General features: G+C 66.9%; 20 protein-coding genes. 12 read left to right on the plus strand and 8 right to left on the minus strand.

Annotation, left to right across the window (positions count from 1 at the left end):
- The first annotated feature begins 140 nt into the window (after positions 1 to 140).
- Positions 141 to 1,508 carry a PepSY domain-containing protein gene (locus FIU83_RS03675; protein ID WP_152482816.1) on the plus strand — a complete coding sequence of 456 codons (1,368 nt, stop codon included), beginning with the start codon at positions 141 to 143 and terminating at the stop codon, positions 1,506 to 1,508.
- Here FIU83_RS03675 and FIU83_RS03680 read toward each other — a convergent pair.
- Positions 1,505 to 3,448, minus strand: coding sequence for an alkaline phosphatase family protein (locus tag FIU83_RS03680; RefSeq protein ID WP_152482817.1), 1,944 nt, complete (start codon positions 3,446 to 3,448; stop codon positions 1,505 to 1,507). The genes FIU83_RS03675 and FIU83_RS03680 overlap by 4 nt on opposite strands.
- A 120-nt stretch (positions 3,449 to 3,568) precedes the next feature.
- Between FIU83_RS03680 and FIU83_RS03685 the strand changes: the two genes are divergently transcribed.
- The 6 genes from FIU83_RS03685 (at position 3,569) to FIU83_RS03710 (ending at position 9,144) form a co-directional block, all read left to right on the plus strand.
- Entirely contained in the window at positions 3,569 to 4,135 is a 567-nt protein-coding gene (locus FIU83_RS03685; RefSeq protein ID WP_152482818.1) for an NnrU family protein, read from the plus strand.
- A gap of 252 nt (positions 4,136 to 4,387) precedes the next feature.
- Positions 4,388 to 4,594, plus strand: a complete 207-nt coding sequence (locus FIU83_RS03690) for a cold-shock protein (protein ID WP_152482819.1) — start codon at positions 4,388 to 4,390, stop codon at positions 4,592 to 4,594.
- 187 nt (positions 4,595 to 4,781) lie between these two features.
- Complete coding sequence (locus tag FIU83_RS03695) at positions 4,782 to 6,551, plus strand: SLC13 family permease (RefSeq protein WP_152482820.1); 1,770 nt, start codon at positions 4,782 to 4,784, stop codon at positions 6,549 to 6,551.
- A gap of 79 nt (positions 6,552 to 6,630) precedes the next feature.
- On the plus strand, positions 6,631 to 7,299 hold the full coding sequence (locus FIU83_RS03700; RefSeq protein ID WP_152482821.1) for an alpha/beta hydrolase: 669 nt from the start codon (positions 6,631 to 6,633) through the stop codon (positions 7,297 to 7,299).
- Positions 7,300 to 7,503: 204 nt separating this feature from the next.
- Positions 7,504 to 8,844 carry a GGDEF domain-containing protein gene (locus FIU83_RS03705; RefSeq protein ID WP_172976006.1) on the plus strand — a complete coding sequence of 447 codons (1,341 nt, stop codon included), beginning with the start codon at positions 7,504 to 7,506 and terminating at the stop codon, positions 8,842 to 8,844.
- 81 nt (positions 8,845 to 8,925) lie between these two features.
- On the plus strand, positions 8,926 to 9,144 hold the full coding sequence (locus tag FIU83_RS03710; protein ID WP_152482823.1) for a hypothetical protein: 219 nt from the start codon (positions 8,926 to 8,928) through the stop codon (positions 9,142 to 9,144).
- 204 nt (positions 9,145 to 9,348) lie between these two features.
- On the opposite strand, the gene FIU83_RS03715 is transcribed toward FIU83_RS03710, so the two are convergent.
- Together FIU83_RS03715 and FIU83_RS03720 are read right to left on the minus strand one after the other, a co-directional pair.
- The gene (locus FIU83_RS03715) at positions 9,349 to 10,761 is read right to left on the minus strand and encodes a PhoH family protein (RefSeq protein ID WP_152482824.1); all 1,413 of its coding nucleotides are present in this window, start codon (positions 10,759 to 10,761) and stop codon (positions 9,349 to 9,351) included.
- Positions 10,762 to 11,023: 262 nt separating this feature from the next.
- Positions 11,024 to 12,058, minus strand: a complete 1,035-nt coding sequence (locus FIU83_RS03720) for a patatin-like phospholipase family protein (RefSeq protein WP_152482825.1) — start codon at positions 12,056 to 12,058, stop codon at positions 11,024 to 11,026.
- 526 nt (positions 12,059 to 12,584) lie between these two features.
- Between FIU83_RS03720 and FIU83_RS03725 the strand changes: the two genes are divergently transcribed.
- From FIU83_RS03725 to FIU83_RS03740, 4 genes are all read left to right on the plus strand, one after another.
- Positions 12,585 to 13,733, plus strand: a complete 1,149-nt coding sequence (locus FIU83_RS03725) for a hypothetical protein (protein WP_152482826.1) — start codon at positions 12,585 to 12,587, stop codon at positions 13,731 to 13,733.
- A gap of 110 nt (positions 13,734 to 13,843) precedes the next feature.
- Positions 13,844 to 14,323, plus strand: coding sequence for a hypothetical protein (locus tag FIU83_RS03730; RefSeq protein WP_152482827.1), 480 nt, complete (start codon positions 13,844 to 13,846; stop codon positions 14,321 to 14,323).
- A 48-nt stretch (positions 14,324 to 14,371) separates the two neighbouring features.
- Entirely contained in the window at positions 14,372 to 15,076 is a 705-nt protein-coding gene (locus FIU83_RS03735; RefSeq protein ID WP_152482828.1) for a C39 family peptidase, read from the plus strand.
- 132 nt (positions 15,077 to 15,208) lie between these two features.
- Positions 15,209 to 15,790: a hypothetical protein gene (locus FIU83_RS03740; protein WP_152482829.1), complete on the plus strand. Its 582-nt coding sequence runs from the start codon at positions 15,209 to 15,211 to the stop codon at positions 15,788 to 15,790.
- 113 nt (positions 15,791 to 15,903) lie between these two features.
- Here the strand turns inward: FIU83_RS03740 and FIU83_RS03745 are convergent, their stop codons facing one another.
- The 4 genes from FIU83_RS03745 to FIU83_RS03760 all read right to left on the minus strand — a co-directional run bounded on the left by FIU83_RS03745 (position 15,904) and on the right by FIU83_RS03760 (position 20,907).
- Positions 15,904 to 17,022 (minus strand): transporter, encoded by a 1,119-nt coding sequence (locus FIU83_RS03745; protein WP_253939528.1) that lies wholly within the window; start codon positions 17,020 to 17,022, stop codon positions 15,904 to 15,906.
- A gap of 139 nt (positions 17,023 to 17,161) precedes the next feature.
- Positions 17,162 to 18,571: a sigma-54-dependent Fis family transcriptional regulator gene (locus FIU83_RS03750; RefSeq protein WP_253939529.1), complete on the minus strand. Its 1,410-nt coding sequence runs from the start codon at positions 18,569 to 18,571 to the stop codon at positions 17,162 to 17,164.
- A 754-nt stretch (positions 18,572 to 19,325) separates the two neighbouring features.
- Positions 19,326 to 20,018, minus strand: coding sequence for an SDR family oxidoreductase (locus FIU83_RS03755; RefSeq protein WP_152482830.1), 693 nt, complete (start codon positions 20,016 to 20,018; stop codon positions 19,326 to 19,328).
- A 166-nt stretch (positions 20,019 to 20,184) separates the two neighbouring features.
- Positions 20,185 to 20,907 carry a murein L,D-transpeptidase catalytic domain family protein gene (locus FIU83_RS03760; RefSeq protein ID WP_152482831.1) on the minus strand — a complete coding sequence of 241 codons (723 nt, stop codon included), beginning with the start codon at positions 20,905 to 20,907 and terminating at the stop codon, positions 20,185 to 20,187.
- A gap of 167 nt (positions 20,908 to 21,074) precedes the next feature.
- On the opposite strand from FIU83_RS03760, the gene FIU83_RS03765 reads away from it, so the two are divergent.
- Complete coding sequence (locus tag FIU83_RS03765; RefSeq protein ID WP_152482832.1) at positions 21,075 to 22,688, plus strand: murein L,D-transpeptidase; 1,614 nt, start codon at positions 21,075 to 21,077, stop codon at positions 22,686 to 22,688.
- 103 nt (positions 22,689 to 22,791) lie between these two features.
- On the opposite strand, the gene nirD is transcribed toward FIU83_RS03765, so the two are convergent.
- Positions 22,792 to 23,166 (minus strand): nitrite reductase small subunit NirD, encoded by a 375-nt coding sequence (gene nirD, locus FIU83_RS03770; protein ID WP_152482833.1) that lies wholly within the window; start codon positions 23,164 to 23,166, stop codon positions 22,792 to 22,794.
- Positions 23,167 to 23,238: the final 72 nt, after the last annotated feature.

Here is a 23,238-nt window from a genome sequence, read left to right on the forward strand (position 1 = left end):
CGCGCTGGCCGCTGCGCTACCATGTCGCCCTTTCCCTCGGCCGTTCCCGACCATGATCCGAGCGCTCCTCGCTCCTCTCCGTCGTCGACCGGCCGCGCGGCGAGGGCGTGCGTCCTCATGACCCTTCGAGCGAGACTCCCATGAGCAATGCCTCCATCAGTTGCCCCTCCCTCCGACAACGGGCGCAGGATCGCTATCGCGCCGTCTGGCGCTGGCACTTCTATGCCGGGCTGATCGTCCTCCCGTTTCTGATCTCCCTGGCGATCACCGGTGCCCTCTATCTCTTCCACGACGACATCGATCGCTGGTGGCACGCCGACCTGATGACGGTCGAGGCCCGCGAGACGGCCATGGTGGATCCGAGCGTCCAGCGCGACGCGGCGCTGGCCGCGGTCGATGGCGAGGCGTTTCGCTACGTGCCGCCGGCCGGCGAGACCTTCGCCGCCGAGGTCGACGTGAGCCGCCCGGACGGCAGCCGGGTGGCGGTGTTCGTCGATCCCCATGACGGCGAGGTGACCGGCCAGATGCCCTACCGGGGCACCGTTATGTGGTGGGTGCGGCAGCTGCACAGCCTCAGCCTGTTCGGCGACAACGCCAGCCTGCTGATCGAGATCGTCGGCGGCTGGAGCATCCTGCTGGTGCTGACCGGCCTCTATCTGTGGTGGCCGCGGGGCCGGCGCGGGGGCGTGGTGACGGTGCGCGCCAGGCCCGGCAAGCGGGTGTTCTGGCGCGACCTGCACGCGGTGACCGGGCTCTTCGTCGGCGGCGTCATCCTGTTCCTGGCCGTGACCGGCATGCCCTGGTCGGCGCTGTGGGGCAGCAAGGTCAACGAGCTGGCCAACGGCCACAACTTCGGCTACCCGGACGGCGTGCGGGTCAACGTGCCGATGTCCGACGAGCGCCTGGCCGAGCGCGAGGCCACGACCTGGTCGCTGGAGCAGGCGCAACTCCCGATCTCCGAGGTCAATGCCGGCGCGGCCGCGCCGATCGGCCTCGACCGCGCGGTGGCGATCTTCGATGAGCTGGGGCTGGCGCCGGGCTATGCGGTCAACCTGCCGGCCGGACCGACGGGCGTCTACACCGGCTCCGCCTACCCGGACGACCTGAGCCGACAGCGCGTCGTGCACCTCGACCAGTACCGCGGCGAGGCGCTGCTCGACATGCGCTATGCCGACTACGGCCCGCTGGGGCGCGGCCTGGAGTGGGGCATCAACGTGCACCTGGGCCAGCAGTACGGCCTGGCCAACAAGCTGATCCTGGCCCTGGCCTGCGCCGGCATCGTGCTGCTGTGTGTCTCCGCGGCGGTGATGTGGTGGACGCGCCGCCCGACCGGGAGGCTCGGCGTGCCGCCGACGCCCTCCGACCCGCGGCGGCTGCGCGGCGTGCTGGCGCTGCTGGCCATCGGCGGGGCGATCTTCCCGCTGGTCGGCGCCTCGCTGATCCTGATGGCCGCGGTGGATGCGCTGGTGCGGCGCCGGACGGCCGCCCGGCGAGCGGTCTCGGTCTAGTCCGTCTCTGCCTCATCCTTGCCCGGGGGCGGCGGGAAGCGCACGTCGAACCCCCTGGCGTCGAGCTGGCGGATGTCGCTGGGGCGGCCCTCGGCGTCGAGCTCCACCAGGCCGATGCCGGCGCCGTTCCAGAGCCTTTCCCCCGCCTTGGCCCGATCGGGGTCGCGCGGCGAGACCACCATGCGGCGACGCTGGGTGAGCCAGTTGAGCGGCGAGCGTGGCGCATAGAGCCAGCGGTTCAGTCGGTCGAACCAGTCGAGCAGGGTGTCGGGGAAGGCGTTCTTCACGCCGCTGGAGGTGATCTGCCAGAGTCTCGGCCCCTCGCGGCGATGGCGGATGTGGATGTCGTAGGCGAAGGAGTAGTGCACGTCGCCGGAGAGGATCACGTAGTGGCCCGGGGTGCGGGAGTGGCGGAAGATGTTCATCATCACGCTCGCCGCGCCGCGGTGGGCCATCCAGTTCTCGGCATCCACCAGCAGTGGCCGGCCGGCCAGGGTGAAGAGCCGCTGGATGGTCTCGATCAGCTTGACGCCGAACATCGGCGCCGGCGAGACGATCACCACCGACGCCGCCCCCATCACGTTCTGCTGGAGCTCCGAGAGCGCCTCCCAGTCCATCAGGCCGGAAGGGCGGGTGGGGCTTCGCTCGCTGCGCCAGCGCCGGGTGCGGGTGTCGAGGATCACGAGCTTCGGGTCGCCCTCGACCTCGACCTCCCAGCCCTGGAAGCGCAGCAGCCGCTCGAGCACCGCATCCTGCTCCCCGGCGGGCAGCCAGCCCGCCTGGTCGGCGGCGCGCTCGAGCAGCGCGGCGGCGTCGTCGAGCGGCGCGGCCAGGCGTTCCGGGTCGTTGCCCCAGCCCTGGCAGAGCAGGTAGGCGAGCAGGGCGTTGCCGATGATCCGCTTCGAGAAGGGGTGGCCGTAAGCGGTGCTTTCCCAGTCCGCGGTGAGGTTCCAGTCGTCGGTGATGTCGTGGTCGTCGAAGATCATCAGCGAGGGCAGGTGGGCCATCACCCGGGCGGCGGCGGGCAGGCCCGCGGCGAAGCGCTCGATCACCGCCCGCTCGGCACGAAAGCGTTCGGCGTGCGTCTCGTCCAGCGCCGGCGCCTCGAGGTTCACCAGGCGCCACGGGGTCGGCGACCAGGCGAGCAGGTACAAGGCGATCACCTCGGCGAAGCTCATCAGGTGGTTGTGGGCGTTGGCCGAGGTGAACACCGGCTTGCGCGCCCCGCCGAAGAAGCCTTTGCGCACCTTCTCGCTGCTCTCGGCCTCGGGCAGCAGCGCCTCGCGGCGATAGTAGCTCGCGGGGTCGGCGTAGAGCGCCTGGCTGTCGGCCACGGTGGCGCCCTCCAGGGTCTCGTCGAAGAGCCCCAGGCGACGGATCAGGGCATGGATGGCGACCAGCATCGGGCCGGCCACGTCGTCGGTGTAGACCTGGTCGCCGGTCATCAGCAGCCAGGCCGGCCAGGCCTCGGGCGAATCACGGCGCTCGGCGAGCCAGGCGTCGGCGCGCACCAGGCCGTCCGCGCCCTCGTGATGGGGGCGCCGGCAGGAGCCGTGCATCAGCCGGCCGTGGCGCTCGGCGAGCACGAAGCTGGGGTGCGTGGCGCCCTCGTGCAGCAGGTGGGGCGCCCAGTCCGCTATGCCGGTCGAGCCCGCCTCGCCGGGGAGCTTCAGGTCGTAGTCGATGCGCACGCCCCGGGGCAGGGGCGTGTCGAGGCGGACGTCGATCAGGTGCAGCCAGGCATCGCGCCCCAGCGGCAGCCGCCGCAGGCGCGAATCGTTGAGCGTCAGCCGGCGCGGCGTGTGCCCGACCGGGTGCAGCATCAGGCTCGGTGCGAGGGGTCGCGAGCCCACCAGCCAGATCACCAGGCGCTCCGCGCTCAGGCGACGCAGGATGGGGCCGGCGAGGACCTCGGGCAGGGGGGCGGTGTCGGAGGGCATGACAGTCCTTTGCATCGATGAGCCGTGGCGGCCGAGTTCTCTGGTCGTGGTCGAGTCAACCGACTAGGCTGGCGGCGACAAGGTTCCCCTTGTTCCCTTCCCTCGATGGAGACCCCGACCATGATCGTGATGCTGCTCGGCCTGCTGATCTTTCTCGGGACGCACTCGGTGCGCCTCCTGGCCGACGACTGGCGAAGCGCCCGGATCCAGCAGGTGGGCGCGCTGCCCTGGAAGGCGGCCTACTCGGCGGTCTCGCTCCTCGGCCTGGCCCTCGTGATCTGGGGCTACGGCCAGACCCGCCTGGACCCGGTGTGGGTCTGGCAGCCGCCGCTGGGCCTTCGCCATGCCGTCGCGCTGCTCATGATACCCGCCTTCGTGCTGCTGGTGGCGGCCTATGTGCCGCGCAACCACCTCAAGACGAGGCTCGGCCATCCGATGATCCTGGCGGTCAAGCTGTGGGCCTTTTCCCACCTGCTGGCCAACGGCCGGCTGTCGGAAATCGTGCTGTTCGGCGCCTTCCTGCTCTGGGCGGTGGCCGACTTCCGCGCGGCGCGTCGTCGTCCCCGGCCACCGATCGCCGCCCCGAGCGCGCTCGGCACCGCGGCCACGGTGGCGATCGGCCTGGTCGCCTACGGGATCTTCGCTCTCTCCTTGCACGCCTGGCTGATCGGCGTGCCGGTAATCTGATCCTGCCGGATCGGCCTCCATCGCGGCGTCATCTTCTTATCATCGTTCTCTCACTTTCTCGTCACGCGGTGAAAATAAGGTTTGACCTGCCCTCGCTGAGGGCGCACTATGCGTGCAGTTGGTTAGCAATTGGAACGTCCAAGCGGTCATCGAAAGCTCATAGCGTCGATTTCCCGGTGAAAGTTTCTTGTTTTACCCACTGCAACTCGGGTATTTCCCGGCACAATCTCACGCTATTCGAGGAATTCGATCATGGCTACCGGTACCGTCAAGTGGTTCAACGACACCAAAGGCTTCGGCTTCATCTCTCCGGACGATAACGGCGACGACCTGTTCGCCCACTTCTCCGAGATCCAGGCTGACGGCTTCAAGTCCCTGCAGGACGGTCAGAAGGTCTCCTTCGACGTCACCCAGGGCAAGAAAGGCCTCCAGGCTTCCAACATCAAGGCCCTCGACTGATCGTCGACCGACCGTGATGTGACTGCCTGACGGCAGTCGGAAAAGGCCCGCGAACGCGGGCCTTTTTGCGTGGGTGGTATCGCGATCTTTTATTCTGAAAACTTATTTCTAGATTTCCAAAAATAACTTTTTAGAATAACTGGCGGCGGTCACAATGAAGGTCGTTTCGTCGCGACCGGATCCTCCCATGCCGCTGGATGCCTGGCTTTCCCTGGCCATCGTCATCGCCGTCTTCCCGCTGATGGCCCTCTCCCGCGTCGGCCCCGACATCGTGCTGCTCGGTGCGGTGATCCTGCTGCTCACCCTCGGGGTGATCGAGCCGGCCCAGGCGCTGTCGGGCTTCTCGAGCACGGGGCTGTTCACCGTGGCCTTCATGTATGTGCTGGTGACCAGCATCCGCGAGACCGGCGGCATCGACCTGATCCTACGCCACGTGCTGGGGCGGCCGCGCACCGAGGGCCGGGCGCTGCTGCGCCTGCTGCTGCCGGTCGCCTCGCTCAGCGCCCTGCTCAACAACACGCCGGTGGTGGCGACCTTCATCCCGGCGGTGCTGAGCTGGAGTCGCCGGGTCCGCGTGCCGGCGCACCGCCTGCTGATGCCGCTGAGCTTCGCCTCGATTCTCGGCGGCACCATCACCCTGTTCGGCACCAGCACCAATCTGGTGGTCCACGGCCTGCTGGTCGACCGCGACCCCTCCCTGGCCATGGGGCTGTTCGACATCGCCTGGGTCGGTGTGCCGGTGGCCGTGGTGGGGCTGCTCTACTTGCGGCTACTGGCGCCGCGCCTGCTGCCGGCGCGGCGGGGCGCGGCCTCGGCCTTCGACAATCCCCGCGAGTTCACCATCGAGATGGAGGTGGCCCCCGAGGGGCCGCTGGTGGATCGCACGGTCGAGGAGGCCGGCCTGCGCCACCTGCAGGCGCTGTTCCTGGTCGAGATCGAGCGCGACGGCAACGTCGTCAGCGTGGTGGGGCCCGGCGAGCGCCTCAAGGGCGGCGACCGGCTGGTGTTCGCCGGGACCCGCGAGGGTGCCGTGGAGCTGCAGCAGATCCGCGGGCTCGTGCCGACCCGCCAGGGCGTCTCGAGCCTCGAGAAGGACTTCAAGGAGCGTCGACTGGTGGAGGCGGTGGTCTCCGGCCAGTGCCAGTTCATCGGCCGGCGCATCCGCGACGGCCACTTCCGCACCCTCTACGGGGCGGCGGTGCTGGCGGTCTGTCGCGGTGGCGAGCGGGTCGCCGGCAACCTCGGCCAGATCCGCCTGCAGCCCGCCGACGTTCTGCTGCTCGAGGCGCGCCCGCCCTTCATCGAGCGCCACCGCCAGTCCCGGGACTTCCTGCTGATCAGCACCGTCAACGGCGCCGCGCGCCCGGTCCACGAGAAGGCCTGGCTGGCCTGGGCCATCCTGGCGGGGGTGGTGGCGCTGGCGAGCCTCGGGGTGATGAGCCTGATGAAGGCCGCCATGCTCGGTGCGCTGCTGGCGCTGGCCACCGGCTGTTGCTCGGTCGGCGCGGCGCGGCGTGGGCTCGACACTCAGGTGCTGCTGACCATCGCCGCCTCCTTCGGGCTGGGGGCGGCCCTGGAGAGCTCGGGCGCCGCGGCCACGCTGGCCGGTCTGGCGCTGTCGCTCGCGGACGGCAATCCCTGGCTGCTGCTGGTGGGGAGCTACCTGCTGGTGGCGCTGCTCACGGAGCTCGTCACCAACAACGCGGCCGTGGTGATCGCCTTCCCGGTGGTGATGGCCGGGGCCGAGAGCCTGGGGGTGAGCCCCATGCCCTTCGTGGTGGCGGTGATGTTCGCCGCCTCGGCGAGCTTCCTGACGCCGATCGGCTATCAGACCAACCTGATGGTCCATGGTCCAGGCGGCTATCGCCTGGGCGACTTCCTGCGCCTCGGCGGCCCCCTGAACCTGCTCATCGCCCTGGTGGCGCTGACCCTGATCCCGTGGGTCTGGCCCTTCTGAGCGCGCTCGCCGCCGGGCGGCGTTTGCGGTAGGGTGTCGTCCTTCGACCGACCCGATTTCCGGCCCTGGAGGCGACTTCATGAACCATCCCGGCGAACTGATCATCGAGCCGAGGAACGGCCAGCCGGCCGATGCCTGCGTCATCATCCTGCACGGCCTGGGCGCCGACGGCCGTGACTTCGAGCCACTGGTGCCGGCGCTCTCCCTGCCCGACGATGCCGCGGTGCGCTTCATCCTGCCCCATGCGCCTCGCCTCCCGGTCACCGTCAACGGCGGGATGACCATGCCGGCCTGGTACGACATCAAGGAGATGAGCCTCGATCGCCAGATCGACGAGCCGCAGCTGCTGGCCTCCGCCGAGCGCATCCAGGCGATGCTGCGCGAGCAGATCGAGCACGGCATCGACAGCCGCCGGATCATCCTGGCGGGCTTCTCCCAGGGCGGCGCGGTGGCCTACCAGGCGGCGCTCTCCTTCGAGGCGCCGCTGGGCGGCCTGCTGGCGCTCTCCACCTACTTCGCCACGGCGGACAGCGTGACCCTCGCCGAGGGCAACCGCACCCTGCCCATCGAGGTCCACCACGGCAGCTTCGACCCGGTGGTGCCCGAGTCGCTGGGCCGGGCCGGGTACGATCGCGTGCTCTCGCTCGGCTATCCGGCGCACTACCGCCGCTACCCGATGGCCCACGCGCTCTGCCCGCAGCAGATCGGCGATATCGGCCGCTGGCTGGGCGAGCGTCTCGCGCGCTGAGCGGGCGCCGGCCATGCCCGATCGCGACGCCCGCCTGATGGCCGGCTGGCGATGCCGATTCATCCGCCGAAGACCCTGGCTCGCCGCTCCGGCGTGCCGTCAGACCGAGCGGCATGTGGTCACGACCATCCTGGGCTAGGCTGTGTGAGGGAAGAAGGGCGCAAGATCCTTCATCGGCACGCGGGGACTCCCGGGGCGGTGGGCATGGGACGCATCAAGGATCACTGGCGACACTGGGTGTCGTCCGGGCAACAACGGGCCTCGCTGGCCGCGTCGTTGCTGGACGGCTTCCCGGGCGTGGCGATGCTCGTCAATGGAGACGGCGTCATCCTCTATGTCAATCCGGGTTTCGAGCGCTACAGCGGTCACCCGGCGCACACGATGCTGGGCCGTCGCATCACCTGCCTGGACGTGGACCCGCTGCACGGCGATATCGGTCGTGCCCTGGCGCACAGTGTGACGCGACGTGCCGCCTGGCGCGGGGTGTTGACGTGTCGCCGGGCCGATGGGCGGGTCACCCACCAGCAAGGTGTCTTCCAGCCGCTGGAGACGCGCTCCGGGGATCCGCTGCGCCTGCTGGTGACCCTGCAGGACATTACCGCGCTGCACCGAGGCGCCGTCGACGATCATCACCGGCTCTCCGCCCTCCAGGACACGGTGGACCGGCTGCCCGGCGTGGTCTTCCAGCTTCGCCAGTCGGTGCGCGGCGATCTCGCGTTTTGCTACCTCAGTGCCGGACTCCAGGCGCTGGCGGGCCTGTCATCGCGGGACGCGATGGAGAGCGCCGAGACGCTGCTGGCGAGGATTTACGACGAGGATCGCCAGCGCCTCAACACCTCCCTGGCCCAGTCGGCGGTGAGCCTGGCGCCCTGGTCGCTGGAGTTCCGTCTCGCCCAGGGTGACGAGGTCCGCTGGCTCGAGGCGCGGGCCACGCCCCGGCGGCAGCGGGATGGCGATACCCTGTGGGACGGCGTGCTGCTGGACATCACGGCGCGCAAGGAGGAGGAGCAGCGTACCCAGACACTGGTCCGTACCGATATGCTCACCGGGGTGCTCAATCGTCGCGCCTTCTTCGACTACGGCGAGGCCGTGCGGGCCCTGGCCGCGCGCCATGGGCGGTCGGTACCCCTGGCCATGCTCGATATCGATCACTTCAAGCGGCTCAACGATACCCACGGCCATGCCGCCGGCGACCTGGCCCTGCAGGCGTTCGCCACCACCTGTCGCGACTGCCTGCGCCCCTACGACCTCTTCGCGCGCATCGGCGGCGAGGAGTTTGCCGTCATGCTGGTGGATACCTCCCCGGAGGAGGCCCTGGGCGTGCTGGACCGCCTGCGCAGTGCGGTGGAGGCGCTCGAACTGGATGTGCAGGGCGCATGCCTGAGGGTCACGGTGAGCCTGGGGCTGGCGGTGATTCCCCCGCAGGGAAGCCTCGACTTCGCGCTCTCCCAGGCCGATGCCGCGCTCTACCGCGCCAAGCGCGAGGGCCGCAACCGCCTCATCGTGGCGCCGGGCTATCCCACGGCCCCTGAACGCCTGCGTTGATCGGTGGTCCGACGGCTGGAGAAACCTCGCCGAGACCGGCAGGATGGGGATTCCCTACACCGCAACACGAGGAGCCATGCCATGTCGCTATCGGAAGACTTTCGCCTTCCCGTCGCCTGCCCGAGTTGCGGCAGTCACCTGATGCGCGTCTCCAGCGTCAAGAATCCCGATGATCAGGTGCACTGCGCCTCCTGCCACCGCTTCGTCTGCCTGTGGCACGAGGCGCAGGCCGTCGTGAAGAAGGGGCCCGGCAGCGAGAGCGAGGCGCTGATCGAGAAGGCGGTGAACCGCGGCGCCTGAGGCGTTACCCAAGGGCGGAACATCGTCGGGGGAACGAGGCCAGCGCGTGGTCGACCATCGCCAGGCGAGCCATGGCGAGGCGCACCATCACCCGGCGTACTTTCTCCTGGCGTACTTTCTCTCGACGTACGTTCTCTCGACGTACCATCGGGAAGGGCCGGGCCGTGAGGCGCCGGCCCTTCATCGTTTCCGGTCGTCGAGTGACTAGAGCAGCTCCTCGCCGGCCAGGGCCAGGCGCGAGCGCTCGACGCTCTTGAGGGTGACGTGTCCTGCGTGGGGCCAGTCGCGGAAGTTCTGTACCACCGCCGCCATGCCGCAGGTGTTGGCGGTGAGGTAGGGCGTGTCGATCTGGCCGACGTTGCCGAGGCAGACGATCTTGGTGTTGCGCCCGGCCCGGGTGATCAGCGACTTGAGCTGCTTGGGGGTGAAGTTCTGCGCTTCGTCGATGATCAGGAAGGTATCGTTGAGGGTGCGCCCGCGCATGAAGCCGGGGGCGCGGATCTGCACCCGTGAGCCCAGCAGCTGACGAGTGGCATCCTGGTTCCAGGTGCTGCTGCCGTCGTGCTCGTCGCGCAGCAGGTTGTCCATGTTGTCGTGGAAGGCGCCCATCCAGGGCGACATCTTCTCCTCCTCGGTACCGGGCAGGAAGCCGATGTCCTCGCTCATGGAGATCGGCGCCCGGGTGAAGACGATGCGCTCGAAGCGCTTGCTGTCCAGGGTCTGCTGGAAGGCGGCGGCGAGCGTCATGAAGGTCTTTCCGGTGCCGGCACTGCCGGCGATGGTGACCAGGTCGATCTCGTCGTCCATCAGCAGGTTGAGGGTGAAGTTCTGCCGGCTGTCGTGGGCGTGCACGCCCCAGACGCTGGCGCCGTGGCGGTAGTTGGTCAGCAGCTCCAGGTGGGCGTGCTTGGGGCCCATCTCGCGGACGATGGCCTCGAAGCTGGCGCCCTCGTCGCTGTCGGAGACCAGCATGCCCAGGTGCCACTCGCGGGGCATCTCGCCGGCGAGCCGGTAGACGACGCGATGCGCCTGGCGCTCGACCTTCACGTCCGCCGCGAGGCTGTCCCACAGCCCGCTGCCGTCGTGGCCGGCATCGGGGTAGATGCGGGCGCCGTCGGTCATGGCGTCGCTGTCGTCGAAGGCGCGGTCGGTGAGGTAGTCCTCGACCGGCACTTCCAGGGCCGCCGCCTTGACCCGCAGGTTGATGTCCTTGGTGACCAGGATCACCGAGGCGTCGGGGCGCTCGTCGCGCAGCCGACAGGTCTCCGCCAGCAGGCGGTTGTCGGGGCTGTCGTCCAGCGGGTCGAGGGATCTCAGGTCGTGGTAGCAGAGCAGGCGCAGGCGGCCCTCGGGGCCGACCAGCCGCGGGATGGGAATGCCGTCGCGAATCTGGTCGACGTCGACGTTGGCGGTGAGGTCCGAGAGGGTGCGGCTGACTTGGCGGGCGGTGCGGGCGATCTCGCGGATGCCGTTCTTGTGCTTGTCGAGCTCCTCGAGCACGGTCATGGGGATCACGACCTCGTGCTCGTCGAACTGGTAGAGGGCGGCGGGGTCGTGGATCAGGACGTTGGTGTCCAGCACGTAGAGCCGGGTGGCCTTCTTGTCGATGCGTACCATCGGCGCAGTTCTCCTGGTGTCATGGTGTCGACACTGCCGGCGCGCGATGTCAGGGAGGTGACAAGGGCGCAAGCGCTGTCGTCCCGCTTGGTCTCTGTCGTCTCACCTCCTGGTGGCCTGCTGATGAAGGCCGGCGAGGGGCATACGGATCCCCCCCGCCTGGCCAGTACTGACTCAGACGCTAGAGTCGTGGCCTGGTTCGAGCATGGACGCCGTTGGCCGGCGCTGCAATGCAATATCATGATGAGCCATCAACGCTGGCTCAGCGAGCGGACTCGACCTCCTGGAAGATGTGCTCCATATCCAGCGTGGAGTGCTCGCCCAGCGCCGCAAAGTGATCGGCCAGCCAGGCCTCGGTGGCCTCGCGCCCCAGGTCGTACAGATGGCAGAGGAAGGCCCATTCGGCATTGAGCTTGCTGGATACCGAGAGGTGCGACAGCGGCTCATCCCCGCTGAGGTGGTGGAGCCTGGCCTCGCCGTAGCAGCCGATGTCGATGTCGTGCTCGCCGAGAAGCTTCTGCAGCGTCGCGATCATGCGCACTTCCTTGATCAGGGCGGCATTGAAGGTGATCTCGTTGAGCCGGTTGAGGATGTCGGCGGCGCTGGTGGGCAACTCCTCACGGCGCATGGGCGTGATCTGCACCAGCAGGATGTCGCCCGCCGTGCAGTCGTGCAGCAGGGGCGAGAGCGAGGGGTTGCCCATGTAGCCGCCGTCCCAGTAGGCCTCGCCGTCGATCTCCACGGCCTGGAAGACGGTGGGCAGGCAGGCCGAGGCCATCACCGCATCGAGACTCATCTCCTCTCGGGAAAAGATGCGCTGCTTGCCGCTGCGCACATTGGTGGCAGTGACGAAGAGCTTGAGCCGCTCGCAGGCTCGCACTCGATCGAAATCGACCCGCTCGGCGACGATGTCGCGCAGCGGATTGAGATTGAAGGGGTTGAAGTGGTAGGGCGAGACCAGCCGGCTCATCAGGTCCAGGGCGATGTAGCCGGGGGAGTGGTCGAGGCTCCAGTTGCCGGTCATCACGTCCAGCGGGGTGCGGCGCACGGGGCTTGCCATGCCGGCTCGGCTCACCGCTTGCCAGAAGTCACGTAGCGCCTGTCGGGCGGTCGCCTCGTCGCCGCGGGTCAGGGCGTCGGCCATCACCACGCCGTTCATGGCCCCGGCACTGGTGCCACTGATGCCCTCGATCTCGATGCGTTCATCCTCGAGCAGGCGGTCCATCACACCCCACGTGAAGGCGCCGTGGGCGCCGCCACCCTGCAGGGCCAGGTCGAGCCGTTTTCTCTTGCTCATGTCCGCTCCCTCGGTCGTCTAGACGGCACGCGACTGCCTGACGTCACGCCCAGCATAATGCTCGATCGGGGCAGCGGCCAGTCGGCCAATATCTCGCTTTACGACTGCTTTCCCTTCATGAACAGCGCCCTCTTGCCGATAGTGGTCGACGCCTCGTCGGCTGGCTCGCAGGCACTGTAACGTTCGTGAATCACTTTGCTGAGTATGTCTAACCAAATGTTTTTCAAAAGAATAAAAGCGCTATCGGACTTTTTCTCCAGTGCCATGTTCAGCTCACGGAGCACTCACGGTTCTGCAACAAATGGACGGGCGCATCGGTCTGCTGTCTTGGAAGTCCAAGAAATTTATTAATTTGTCTCTTTTACAGTTGCTTACATCGGCGACGCGTCGCCGTTGGCACAGTTCATGCTCATGGCAATACGACTGCGAGCGGGAAGCGTCATTCAAGGGGGTCCAGTACCGGCAAGTCATGGACGCTGGCGCAAGTTCGCAGGCTGCAGCAGACACAACAAATGGAGACATGATCATGAAAAAGCATCTTGTACTCGCGGGTACGCCCCTGCTGGCTCTGGTGTTGGCCATCTCCACGGCGCACGCCAACCCCGGGGTTGGGTATGCCGAGGGTGATGTTGACCAGCAGGTGGACTCGACCGCAAGGGCGGTCGGTGGAAACAGCGGCCATGCCAACGGTGGTGACGGTACCGGTCGGGGCGTTGGTGGACATGCCAATGGAGGAACCAACACCGACGACTCCAATGATGACGAGTCTTCCGGGGCCAATGGCGGCACTGGTGGCTATGGCGCTGGTACCGGCATGGGCGGAGCCGGCGGCTCCACCGGTCGTGGCGGCGACGCCTGGGCCATGAGCGAGTCTCATAACACCTCCACCAACGTCATTTCGATGCAGGAGATGAATTCCGAGGTCAGTGGCATGGCAATCACCATCTATGGTGGCCAGGGCGCCCGTGGTGCTGCCGGTGGCTACGGCGGTGAGGCTTATGCGGAGAGCTTCGGCGAGGGCACCGGCGGCGATGGCGGCGATGGCGACGGTGGTGATGGCGGTCTCGCCAGGGCGCACGTCGGCATGGCAGGCGATGGCGGTGATGGCAACGGCAACGGCACTGGCACCGGTACCGGTACCGGTACCGGCGGACACGCTAACGCCAATAACGCCGATACCTACGCCAATGGCGGAGCGGCCGACGGCTATGCGTCTGTCGATGCCGGTGACTTCGACGACGACAACACCAACGATGCCGCCAACGACAGCACCAATGGTGATGCCAACGCCAGCTCCGCCGCGGCGGGTGGCACCGCGGGCTCCGGCACTGGCACCGGATCAGGCACCGGGTCAGGCACTGGCACCGGTGGCGCTGGCGGTAACGGCGGCACGGCCACGGCAGCCAGCGGCAACGGCGGCGCCGGCAACGGCGGCGGCGGTGGCATGGGTCAGGGCACTGGCGGCAATGCCTATGCCTATGCCGGTAACGGCGGCGCCGGCGGCGACGGCGGCGACGGCGGGGCAGCCAGTCTGGCCACCGGAGCAGCCAACGTCTCCGTGGGAGGCGGTGTGTTCGGTGGTATCAACAACATGAACGTGTCCACTGGCCTTTACAACTCCCAGCTGTCCGGCACCAGCGTGGCGGCTCACAGCAACGTGAGCATCGGCAACTGATCCGGAGCGCATGACGCGTTGAGACGACGCAAGCGTCGGGAGCCGGTGGGGGACACTCCACTGGCTCCTCGATCAAGTGTCCCTGTGGTCGCCGTTCGGGAGTTCACGCCATGAATCACGTCATCACATGCACGACCATCAGTTCCTACCCCGCCCGTAGCCGTCATCGCCGTACGACGCCGATGGCCTTCCTCCTGGCGACGCTGCTGCTGGCGGGGGCATCGAGTAGTCAGGCGGAGACGAGGACCTCCCTGTACCACGAAGCCGCCGTCGTTGGAGGTGGCATCGGTGAACGGGTGAGTGAAGGCTTCGCGGCCATGGAGCGGCTGGATCTCTCCGCGATGGAGGACAGCAGGGCCCGGGAAGGGCAGATGACCGTCAACGTCAACACTGTCAAGAGCGTCCAGAAAATGCAGGCGTCGGTGAACGACACCTCATTTGATGTCGGGGGCAACATGGTGTCGGGGAACATCACCTTCGCGCCGGAAGCGCTGGGCAGCTATAGCGGCACCGGCATCTTCAGTGCCGTGACCGGCAACGGCAATTCCATCAACAGCGCGGTGGGCATCAGCGTGTTCATCGCCAACTGACACGATGCACGTCCGTTGCACGACGCGCCCACCGAGGAACCATTCGCCATGAGTGTGCATCGACACGTCTATTGCGGGCTGGCATCACTGCTGCTCATTGCGGGCAGCGTGGAGGCCCTTGCCGGTCAGGTCTCTATCGCCAACCGGTTCGGCAACTTCCAGGTCGAGGCCAAGAGCCTGCAGGAGAAAGGCTGGGATCGGGTGATTCGACAGCAGTACGACTATAGCTGCGGGTCGGCCGCCGTGGCCACCCTGCTGACGTACCACTACCAGCGCGACACCTCCGAGGCCGAGGTCTTCGAGACGATGATTCGTGCCGGCGATGCCGAGCAGATTCAGCGTCACGGGTTTTCCATGCTGGACATGAAGCGCTATCTGGATCGCCGCGGGCTCAACGCCGACGGCTTCCGGATCTCGCTGGATGATTTCATTCGCGTCGGCGTTCCGGCCATCACCATGGTGAATACCGGAGGCTACAAGCACTTCGTCGTCGTCAAGGGTATCGATGACGACAATATTCTGGTGGGAGATCCCGCTGTCGGGACGCTGGTAGTGCCTCGCGAGCAGTTCGAGCAGCTGTGGAGCGGGACGGTCCTCGGTGCTCGTGCCGAGATCGAAGTGGCCCGCCGGCATTTCAATCATGATCAGGACTGGGCCGTGCGCCCTGACTCTCCGCTCGCCAGGGGCGTGAATCGCTCGAGCGTCGGTGCCAGCCTGCTGACCCTGCCCGCCTACAACGAGCTGGGGCGTTAACGAGGAGATGGCACGATGAACTCTCGAGCTTTGGGAGGAAGGAGGGCGAGCCGGCTGGGCGTCGCCCTCGTGACGGCGCTATGCCTAACGGCGGTCTCCCAGGCGGAGACGCTCTCTTCTGGAGGGCCAACCATGGCGCTCCAACGACAATCGCTGTCCTCGCTCCAGGACGCGGACAGGCTCTATGCCGAGGTCTCGCGTTCTCGGGGTGCTCGGGATGGTTTCCACCGCGGGGCGGTGATCGCGGATGATGAGATGGGCCAGATGCGTGCCGGCTTCAACTTCGGAGGACTCGACGTGGACTTCGGCGCTCGTCTTCAGACCCTGATCGACAACCGCGTCGAGCTGGTGTCCGTTGTGAACTTCACCCGGGCAGGGGCCAATATCGTCTCCCAGACCTTCAGTGATCCTGGCGGGAGCGCGATGCAGGTGGGCAACGGTGCCGTCTCGGTGACCGACGTGACGCCTGTTGGGGTGAATCTGGCGGGCCTGGCCGATTTTTCGGGGATCGCCTTGAACGATACCAAGGGGTTCACCACCGCCCTGCATAATATCACCCGGGACGCCATCGTCAGCGGCGTGGTCAGCAACGCCTCGGGGCGAGATATTCAGCAGCGTCTCGATATCAATGTTCGGCTCAATAACCTCGGTGCCCTGGATGCGGCCAGGAAACGGGCTGCGATAGTGGAGTCCTTCTCCGGTATCCTGCGTTGATATCGGCTATCCCATTTTTATGTCATCGGATGAGAGTACAACACGAGGCTGCTCTTGCGGGGCAGCCTCGTTGTTGTCATCTGCTCATTGCTTGTTGCGATGCGTGTCCATTCCTAGAAGACGTTCATGCCGATGGGCATGCGCAGGGTCAGGGTGGTATCCGGGGCATCCTCGGTAATGCCGAGCTCGAGCCCGAGATTGACGTTCACGTCGGGGCTCAGCGCGTAGTTCCAACCCAGCAGCAGGGACCCCACGTTCAGTGTCTGCGATTCTACCCGGGTCGTGCTGCCATTGTCTGTGTTCACGTATTCGGTCTTGGTCTTGCCGATGAAGTCATTCTTGTAACCCAGGGTGAACGACGTGCGAGGATTGATCGCATAGGCCATGCCGAAGCTCAGGCGTACCGCGTCGCCCGGATCGACGTCGCCCACAACAACATTGACGGGACTGCCATCATTATCCTCGCCAGATAGATTCTGGTTAACATTATCTTCGAGATGAAAGACATAGCCCAGGTTGGCGAAGTAGACCGCCGGCGCCGAGGGCAGCAGCATGGTGATGCTGGGTTCGATCGAGTGAAAGCCGGTGCCGGTCGAGAGCTCCAGCGGGTTGCCCGAGCTGTCTCGATCGATATCGAAGGGGCCAGTGCCGGTGGTGCTCTTGTAGCGCAGGTTGCCGATGAAGAAGGGCATGCCGTTTTGCCCGCGGTTCAGCTGATAGTGGGCCGCCAGTTCGATGTCGCCCAGGCCGTCGCCGGAGAGTTCCCGGTCGAGGCTGAAGACATCATCTTGGCTATCCTCGATGGGGACGTTGACCCTCTCGTTCTCGTCCCGATAGACGTAGGGCACCTTCATCTCGAGCTCCAGTCGGTCGGTGAAGCCCAGGCGGCCGGTGAGAGACGCCGTGTAGTTATCGCGGTCGACGTCCTGGGCCGTGAATACCCCGATCAGCAGCGTGCTGAGCACGCTGACCCCTTCGAAGGTCATGCGGTTGATGCTTTCGTGCGAGTACTGGAATTCGGGCTCCAGAATGAGCCGGCCCTTGGGCGTGAGCACCCCTCCGTACTCGGCGGCGGCCTGGACCTGTGGCCGTCGTGCCTCCTGTGCTTCGGGTTCCTGGCCCACCGGTTGGATCTGAGCGTTCTGTGCTGCCTCCTGGGCTAGGGCCGGCAGGCAGGCAACCATCGTGAGAAGGCCCGCAGCATAGCGGATGGTGGTGTTTCCTGAGCTCATGGCTTCCGTCCTGTTTTCTTGTTGCTTGTCAGGCGCCTCACCGGCGATGCCTCGAGACGCACAGTGATCCCCGTTGCTTGGACCCATTCCCCCTGGGCTTAGCCGACATTCTCCGGCACGAACCGGTCTCGACTAATGTTCAGGTTAGTTGAATCGTCTTGGATGTCGACGGAAAGTCTGATGCCGACTCATCCTGGCCGCCGTTCCTGTCGATGCCATGTTTCTCGAGCAGTCGATACAGGGTGACCCGAGAGATGCCGAGCTCGCGCGACGCGTGCAGTATCTTGTGCTTGTTGCGCGCCAGCGCGGCCTTGATCGCTTCGCACTCTGCTGTATCGCGGGCCTGCTGCAGGGAATCGGCGTCCCGTGAGTGTCCATTGCGCCGTTCCAGCCCCAGGTCGCCGGGGCTGATCAGGCGATGCTCGCACATGATCATGGCGCGCCTGACCCGGTTCACCATCTCGCGGATGTTTCCCGGCCAGCGATGCTGTTGCATCACCACCAGGCTGTCGTGACGGAATCCTCGCACCTTGATCGGCTTGTCGTCGGAGAAGCGGTGAAAGAAGAAATTGGCCAGTGGCTCGATATCTTCCGGGTGCTCCCTGAGCGCGGGCGTCTGCACCTGCAGGACATTGAGCCGGTGGTAGAGGTCTTCCCTGAACTCCCCCTTCTCGACGGCCTGCTCGAGATCGACATGGGTCGCCGCCAGTACCCTGACATCGACGGGGATCTCCTTGAGTCCGCCGACACGAAACACCGTCAGGGTTTCCAGGAACCGCAGCAGATTGACCTGCATGTCCAGGGGAAGGTCGCCGATCTCGTCCAGGAAGAGCGTGCCGTCCTGTGAATTCTCGATGATGCCGGGCTTGCGCTGATTCGCGCCGGTGAAGGCGCCCTTTTCATGGCCGAAGAGCTCCGACTGGATGAGTCCTGCGGGCAGCGCGCCGCAGTTGACGACGTTGAAGGGCCCGTGACGACGCGACGAGAGATCGTGAATGGCCCGAGCCGTGAGCTCCTTGCCGGTGCCGGACTCTCCCGTGATCAGCACGGGGGCGTCGAAGGCGGCCACCTTGTGGATGGTGCGGTAGAGATGCTGCATGACCGGCGTATCGCCCACCATGCGCAAGTCTCCATCATGACAGCCCGCTCGGCAGGCGTCGTGTTGGTCCTTGAGCTTGGCCATGCCCAAGGCGCTCTCCAGGAGCACGCTAACGCTGCGGGCGTCGAGAGGAGCTGCCAGATAGGCAAAGCAGTCGCTATAGATCATATCGCGAGCCTTGTCGCTGAGCCGGTCGATATTCTCCACCAGCACGACCCAGTGAAGGGCTGAGAGCCCGGGGTAGCGTTCCAGCTCGAGCGGAAAGGAGTCGGCTCCTTCCCTGAGAAAGATCAGCCCTATCTTGCAGTCATTCTTGCCGATGAACCCCAGCGCCTCTGTGAGATCGTCGGCCTGGAAAATCGACCAGTCATGGTGGGGGAGCTCCTCGATGATGGCCTGAAACAGCAAGTGATTGCCGATGGCCATGATCTGCCGAGATGATTCCATCATCCGTTGTCCTTTGGGTTGTTCCTGGCAACCATCATTGATGGTGATCAGGGCCCTGCGAAGCCTGTCGTCAGTCGCGGGTATAGTCCCACTTGTCATCATCCCGCAGTGAACCGCATGATTTCCGTCATGTCTCTCCGGGACATGAACATGCCCGCGCCCAACACTGACAGAAGAAGACACGGGGTGTCGTATCGACGACTGCATGATCGCTCACCGGCGCCTGCCGTTCCCAGTGTTGGCGGCTCCCCGTTGATTGTAAAGTCATGTTACAGAGCGGTTTGCGGTCGGTGCTTTTGGAGTGGCTTCTTATGTACGAGAAATCATCGATTTATCATGGGGTTGAATCATCAATGGGAGATGATTCTGAGTGCACGTCAGGCCATTTTTATCATGAAATTGGTACTCGATGCTGACAGGAATAGTCGGCTTAATTCTTGGGTAGGAAGAATCATCATCCCCGCCTATTAGCGGGCCCATCTCGCCGACATGCGTCGTCTCCGAACACATGCATCATCGGGTTTGGCGCGGTACACCTGGGACTGGCTCGTGTCGTTCCACCGACCGGACCGGCTAGGTGTCGTGGAGCGACGCTGTTGCCATGCGGACGGGGTCTCGGTCGACACGCGTGTGCTGTGCTCGACACGCGTGTCGCTCTATGCGGGGCGCGGCGTGGGCACTGCGGCCACCCGTGGCGCAGGTCAGTCGGGAAAAGCTCGCTCGATGAGGGGAGATCCGTGGTGGCGGGAAAGGAGGGCTACTCCACGTCCACGGGGGGCGTGGGGCGAATCAGGATCTCGTTGACGTCCACATGCGCCGGTTGACCCAGGGCATAGATCACCGCGTTGGCGATATCGCGATCCTCGAGGGCGTACTCCGGCGGCTCATCGAAGAATGGGGTGTCCACCATGCCGGGCTCGAGCAGCGTGACCCGAATGCCGCTGCCGCGCAGTTCTTCCCGAAGGTTGTAGCCGATGCCGGTGACCGCCCACTTGGTGGCGCTGTACATGGAGCCGGGAATGGTGGCCCGGCCGGCGGCAGAGCCCGTCAGCAGCACCTGGCCGCGACTGCGGCGCAGCGCCGGCAGGGTCGCCTGCAGGGTCAGGCCCACCCCGTAGACGTTGGTCAGGATCATCTCGCGCCAGGCCTCGTGGTCGGCGCCGCTGAAGCCGCCCGGCGAGCCGCCGCGCCCCGCATTGGCGAACACCGCATCGAGGCGCCCGAAGCGCTCCAGGGCCTGTTCGACCATGGCCTGCTGCTCCTCCAGGGAGGTCACGTCGCAGCCGACGGCGAGGACGTTTTCCGGACCCAGCTCCTCGGCCAGGGCCGTCAACTTCTCACGGCTGCGGGCCGCCAGCACCAGCTTGTAATTCTCTCGGGCGGCGGCCCGTGCCGTGGACGCGCCGATGCCGCTCGACGCCCCGGTAATCAACAATACCCGATCTCTCATCGTCCTCTCCTGTGCCTGTGCCTGTGCCTGTGAGTCGTGAGTCGCCAGTCTCCAGCATGCCCAGTCCCAGTCATGGCGGCAATCTCTCCGCTCAACGCACCGCCATGGGCTCATGGCAGTGTGGCCGGGAGTGGCGCCTGCCGTCAGATCATCGGCGGGGGTGGCCTCAGTTCATGGCCAGCGGCGCCCCGCCGCGGTCGCAGCGCAAGAAGTCCGAGCTTGCCAGCCACGCCGGGTCGGGGTAGTAGGTGAAGAGGTACTGATCCTCCTTGAGGCTGTCGATCAGCGGCGTCGCCACGTCCTGGCGAACCGCCGGACAGCCGTGGCTGCGGCCGAGGCGACCGGTCTGCTCGATGAAATCCTCGCTGACGTAGTCGGCGCCGTGGATGACGATGGCGCGCTCGTAGGCCAGGTCGTTGACGCCGGGTTCCAGCCCCTCGAGCCGCAGGGAGTAGCCGTTGCTGCCCTGGTAGCTGTTCATGGTGCGAAACAGCCCGATGCTGGACTGGTGACTCTCCGGGACGTTGGAGAAGCGGCTGGCCATGGCATTGCCCGAGCCCTGGCCGTGGGAGACCAGCTCCCTGAACAGCAGCTGCCGATTCTGAAGGTCGAAGACCCACAGGCGCGGCTCGCTGGAGGGCAGCGAGAAGTCGATCACCGCCAGCCGCTCGGCGTTGGGGTCGGCGCAGGAGAGCGCGCGGGCCGCCAGGCGCATCACCCGGGCATCGGCGTCGGGTGCCAGCCGCTGCAGGGCCTGGGCGAGGGGGCCCGGGGACGCAGGGGGCGCCGCCTGCGTGTCCTCGCTGGCCGGGGCAGGGAGGGCGTTCAGCAGCAGGGCGACAACGAGAAGCGCGCCGGGCAGCCATCGGCGCGGGGCGAGGATCGGCATTCGGGAAACCTGTCGGGTGGGGCGCGGCCGGCTCGACCTCCGTGCCGGGGCGCCGCGGTGATCGCGCAAACGGGCGAGCGGCTTCCCTGCGGCTCGGGATCAGACACTATGATGATGTGAAGCATCATAATGAACCAGCCACCGACATCAACCTTGCGGAGGTCGCCATGTTCCGGGCCATTGGATGGATTCCGCGAGGTCTCGCGGTGGTGATCCTGCTGAGGTCGATCGCCTCGGCGCCGGCTGAGGCGGAAGCGGACTCCCTGACCGAGCACCTCGCCGAGCGCCTGGCGCAGCAGTCGCCATCCCTGCGGGCGTTCTATGCGGTCCGTGATGGACGGCCGGCCTGGCAGGAGGCTGCCACCGTGGCGGCCCTCGCCAACGCCCTGCATACCCTCGACGCCGACGGCCTGACGCCCCAGGACTATCGGCCGGATACGCTGGTGGCCGCGCATCGCCAGGCCCTCGAGGCGACGAGTCCACCGGAGGCGCGGGTGCGCTTCGAGCTTCGCGCGAGCCAGACCCTGTTGACGGCCCTGCGCCACCTGCAGCGCGGCAAGGTGGACCCCTATCGCATCGATCCGGACTGGGAGGTGCCCATCGCGGCGCCCCCGCTGGACCTTGCCGAGATCTCGCAGTCGGTCGACACCCGGGCGTTCGACCGGGCCTTCGCCGCGGCACGCCCCTCGGCGCCGCCCTACCAGCGCTTGCGAGCGAGCCTTGCGCGCTACCGGCACATCGCCCGACAGGGGGGCTGGCCGATGATGCCGCCCCGCCCGCGGTCGCTGCGCCCGGGGGAGGTCCATGACGATGTGCGGCGGCTGCGCGAGCGCCTGGCGCTGCTGGGGGAGCTGGAGGTGATGGCGGGAGAGCCGTGGTCCGATCCCGCCTCGATGCCGCCCGATCCGCGCCGCTATGACGAGCGTCTGGTCGCGGCCGTGGAGCGCTTCCAGCGCCGCCACCTGCTGGAGGTGGACGGCATCGTCGGGCCCCGCACGCGCTCGGCCCTGAACGTCCCCGTGACCACGCGCATCGACCAGATCCGCGTCAACCTGGAGCGCGCGCGCTGGCTGCTCCACGGCCTGCCGGACTCCTTCGTGCTGGTCGATATCGCGGGCTACCGGATCCGCTACTTCCGCCCGGACGGCGGCGTCTGGCGCTCGCGCATCGTGGTGGGCCGGCCCTATCGCCGCACCCCCTCGCTGCGCTCGCAGATCACCCACCTGACGATCAACCCCACCTGGACGGTGCCGCCGACCATCCTGCGCGAGGACGTGCTGCCCCGGGTTCGTCGCCACCTCGGCTACCTGTGGGAGCAGGACCTGATGGTGCTGAGTCCCTCCGGCCGACGCCTCGACCCGCGGGACGTCGACTGGTGGCGCCCCGGCAACGTCATCCTGCGCCAGCGTGCCGGCCCCCGGAATGCCCTGGGGCGCGTGGTGTTGCGCTTCCCCAACCGGCACCTGGTCTACCTGCACGACACCCCGGCCCAGGGGCTCTTCGAGCGCGAGCAGCGCGCCTTCAGCTCGGGCTGCATCCGCGTGCAGGGGGTGCTAGAGCTCGCCCAGCAGCTCTTCGACGACACCGGCACCGACGCCCGGGTCGGCGCTCTGGTCGCCGCCGGTCGCACCCGCAATATCGACCTGGCGCGTTCCGTGCCGGTCATCCTGCACTACTGGACGGTGCACCCGGACGAGGCGGGCCGGCTGGTCTTCCGCCCCGACATCTACGCGCGTGACGGGGCGCTGCTCGAGGCGTTGGACGCGCCTCTCGCTCCCTAGGTGACCCCTGCCTGTGCGCCTCGAGCCAGCCACCGACGGTCTGACGACCTGGCATCTCGTCTCCTGCGTGGTCGGGCGCAGGTGACACGCCGAGCGGCCAGGGTCACGCCTGGAGCATCACCTCGTCGCCCTCGAGGCGCACCGGCCAGGTGCGCAGGCGGATCGCCTCGTCCTCCAGGCACTGGCCGTCGTCGAGGCGGAAGTGCTGCTTGTAGAGCGGCGAGGCCACCACCGGCTCGCCCCGGGCGTCGCCGACGATGCCGCGGGCGATGACGTTGGCGCCGGAGAAGGGATCGCGATGATCCACGGCGTAGAGCTCGGTGGCGTGGCCAGGCAGGTAGAAGAGGGCCACCTGGGCCGTGCCCTCGGCGGTCTCGATCCAGGCGGCGACGCCGGAGTGGGCCACCAGGTCGGCGCGGGTGCAGAGGGTCTGCCAGGTCGGGGTCATGGTCGGGGCTGCTGCGGTTGCGGTGGTCATGGATATTCCTCGGGAGCGAATGGCCAGGTATCAATGGCGGTCGACTCTCCGGCGACAAGCCACGCGAGGGCG

The sequence above is a fragment of the Halomonas sp. THAF5a genome, from assembly GCF_009363755.1.
In the GTDB taxonomy this organism is placed as follows: domain Bacteria; phylum Pseudomonadota; class Gammaproteobacteria; order Pseudomonadales; family Halomonadaceae; genus Halomonas.

Bases quoted from the DNA above. Each gene is read 5' to 3' on its own strand.
- FIU83_RS03675 (WP_152482816.1), top strand. From the start codon at position 141: ATGAGCAATGCCTCCATCAGTTGCCCCTCCCTCCGACAACGGGCGCAG.
- FIU83_RS03680 (WP_152482817.1), bottom strand. From the start codon at position 3,448: ATGCCCTCCGACACCGCCCCCCTGCCCGAGGTCCTCGCCGGCCCCATC.
- FIU83_RS03685 (WP_152482818.1), top strand. From the start codon at position 3,569: ATGATCGTGATGCTGCTCGGCCTGCTGATCTTTCTCGGGACGCACTCG.
- FIU83_RS03690 (WP_152482819.1), top strand. From the start codon at position 4,388: ATGGCTACCGGTACCGTCAAGTGGTTCAACGACACCAAAGGCTTCGGC.
- FIU83_RS03695 (WP_152482820.1), top strand. From the start codon at position 4,782: ATGCCGCTGGATGCCTGGCTTTCCCTGGCCATCGTCATCGCCGTCTTC.
- FIU83_RS03700 (WP_152482821.1), top strand. From the start codon at position 6,631: ATGAACCATCCCGGCGAACTGATCATCGAGCCGAGGAACGGCCAGCCG.
- FIU83_RS03705 (WP_172976006.1), top strand. From the start codon at position 7,504: ATGGGACGCATCAAGGATCACTGGCGACACTGGGTGTCGTCCGGGCAA.
- FIU83_RS03710 (WP_152482823.1), top strand. From the start codon at position 8,926: ATGTCGCTATCGGAAGACTTTCGCCTTCCCGTCGCCTGCCCGAGTTGC.
- FIU83_RS03715 (WP_152482824.1), bottom strand. From the start codon at position 10,761: ATGGTACGCATCGACAAGAAGGCCACCCGGCTCTACGTGCTGGACACC.
- FIU83_RS03720 (WP_152482825.1), bottom strand. From the start codon at position 12,058: ATGAGCAAGAGAAAACGGCTCGACCTGGCCCTGCAGGGTGGCGGCGCC.
- FIU83_RS03725 (WP_152482826.1), top strand. From the start codon at position 12,585: ATGAAAAAGCATCTTGTACTCGCGGGTACGCCCCTGCTGGCTCTGGTG.
- FIU83_RS03730 (WP_152482827.1), top strand. From the start codon at position 13,844: ATGAATCACGTCATCACATGCACGACCATCAGTTCCTACCCCGCCCGT.
- FIU83_RS03735 (WP_152482828.1), top strand. From the start codon at position 14,372: ATGAGTGTGCATCGACACGTCTATTGCGGGCTGGCATCACTGCTGCTC.
- FIU83_RS03740 (WP_152482829.1), top strand. From the start codon at position 15,209: ATGGCGCTCCAACGACAATCGCTGTCCTCGCTCCAGGACGCGGACAGG.
- FIU83_RS03745 (WP_253939528.1), bottom strand. From the start codon at position 17,022: ATGAGCTCAGGAAACACCACCATCCGCTATGCTGCGGGCCTTCTCACG.
- FIU83_RS03750 (WP_253939529.1), bottom strand. From the start codon at position 18,571: ATGATGGAATCATCTCGGCAGATCATGGCCATCGGCAATCACTTGCTG.
- FIU83_RS03755 (WP_152482830.1), bottom strand. From the start codon at position 20,018: ATGAGAGATCGGGTATTGTTGATTACCGGGGCGTCGAGCGGCATCGGC.
- FIU83_RS03760 (WP_152482831.1), bottom strand. From the start codon at position 20,907: ATGCCGATCCTCGCCCCGCGCCGATGGCTGCCCGGCGCGCTTCTCGTT.
- FIU83_RS03765 (WP_152482832.1), top strand. From the start codon at position 21,075: ATGTTCCGGGCCATTGGATGGATTCCGCGAGGTCTCGCGGTGGTGATC.
- nirD (WP_152482833.1), bottom strand. From the start codon at position 23,166: ATGACCACCGCAACCGCAGCAGCCCCGACCATGACCCCGACCTGGCAG.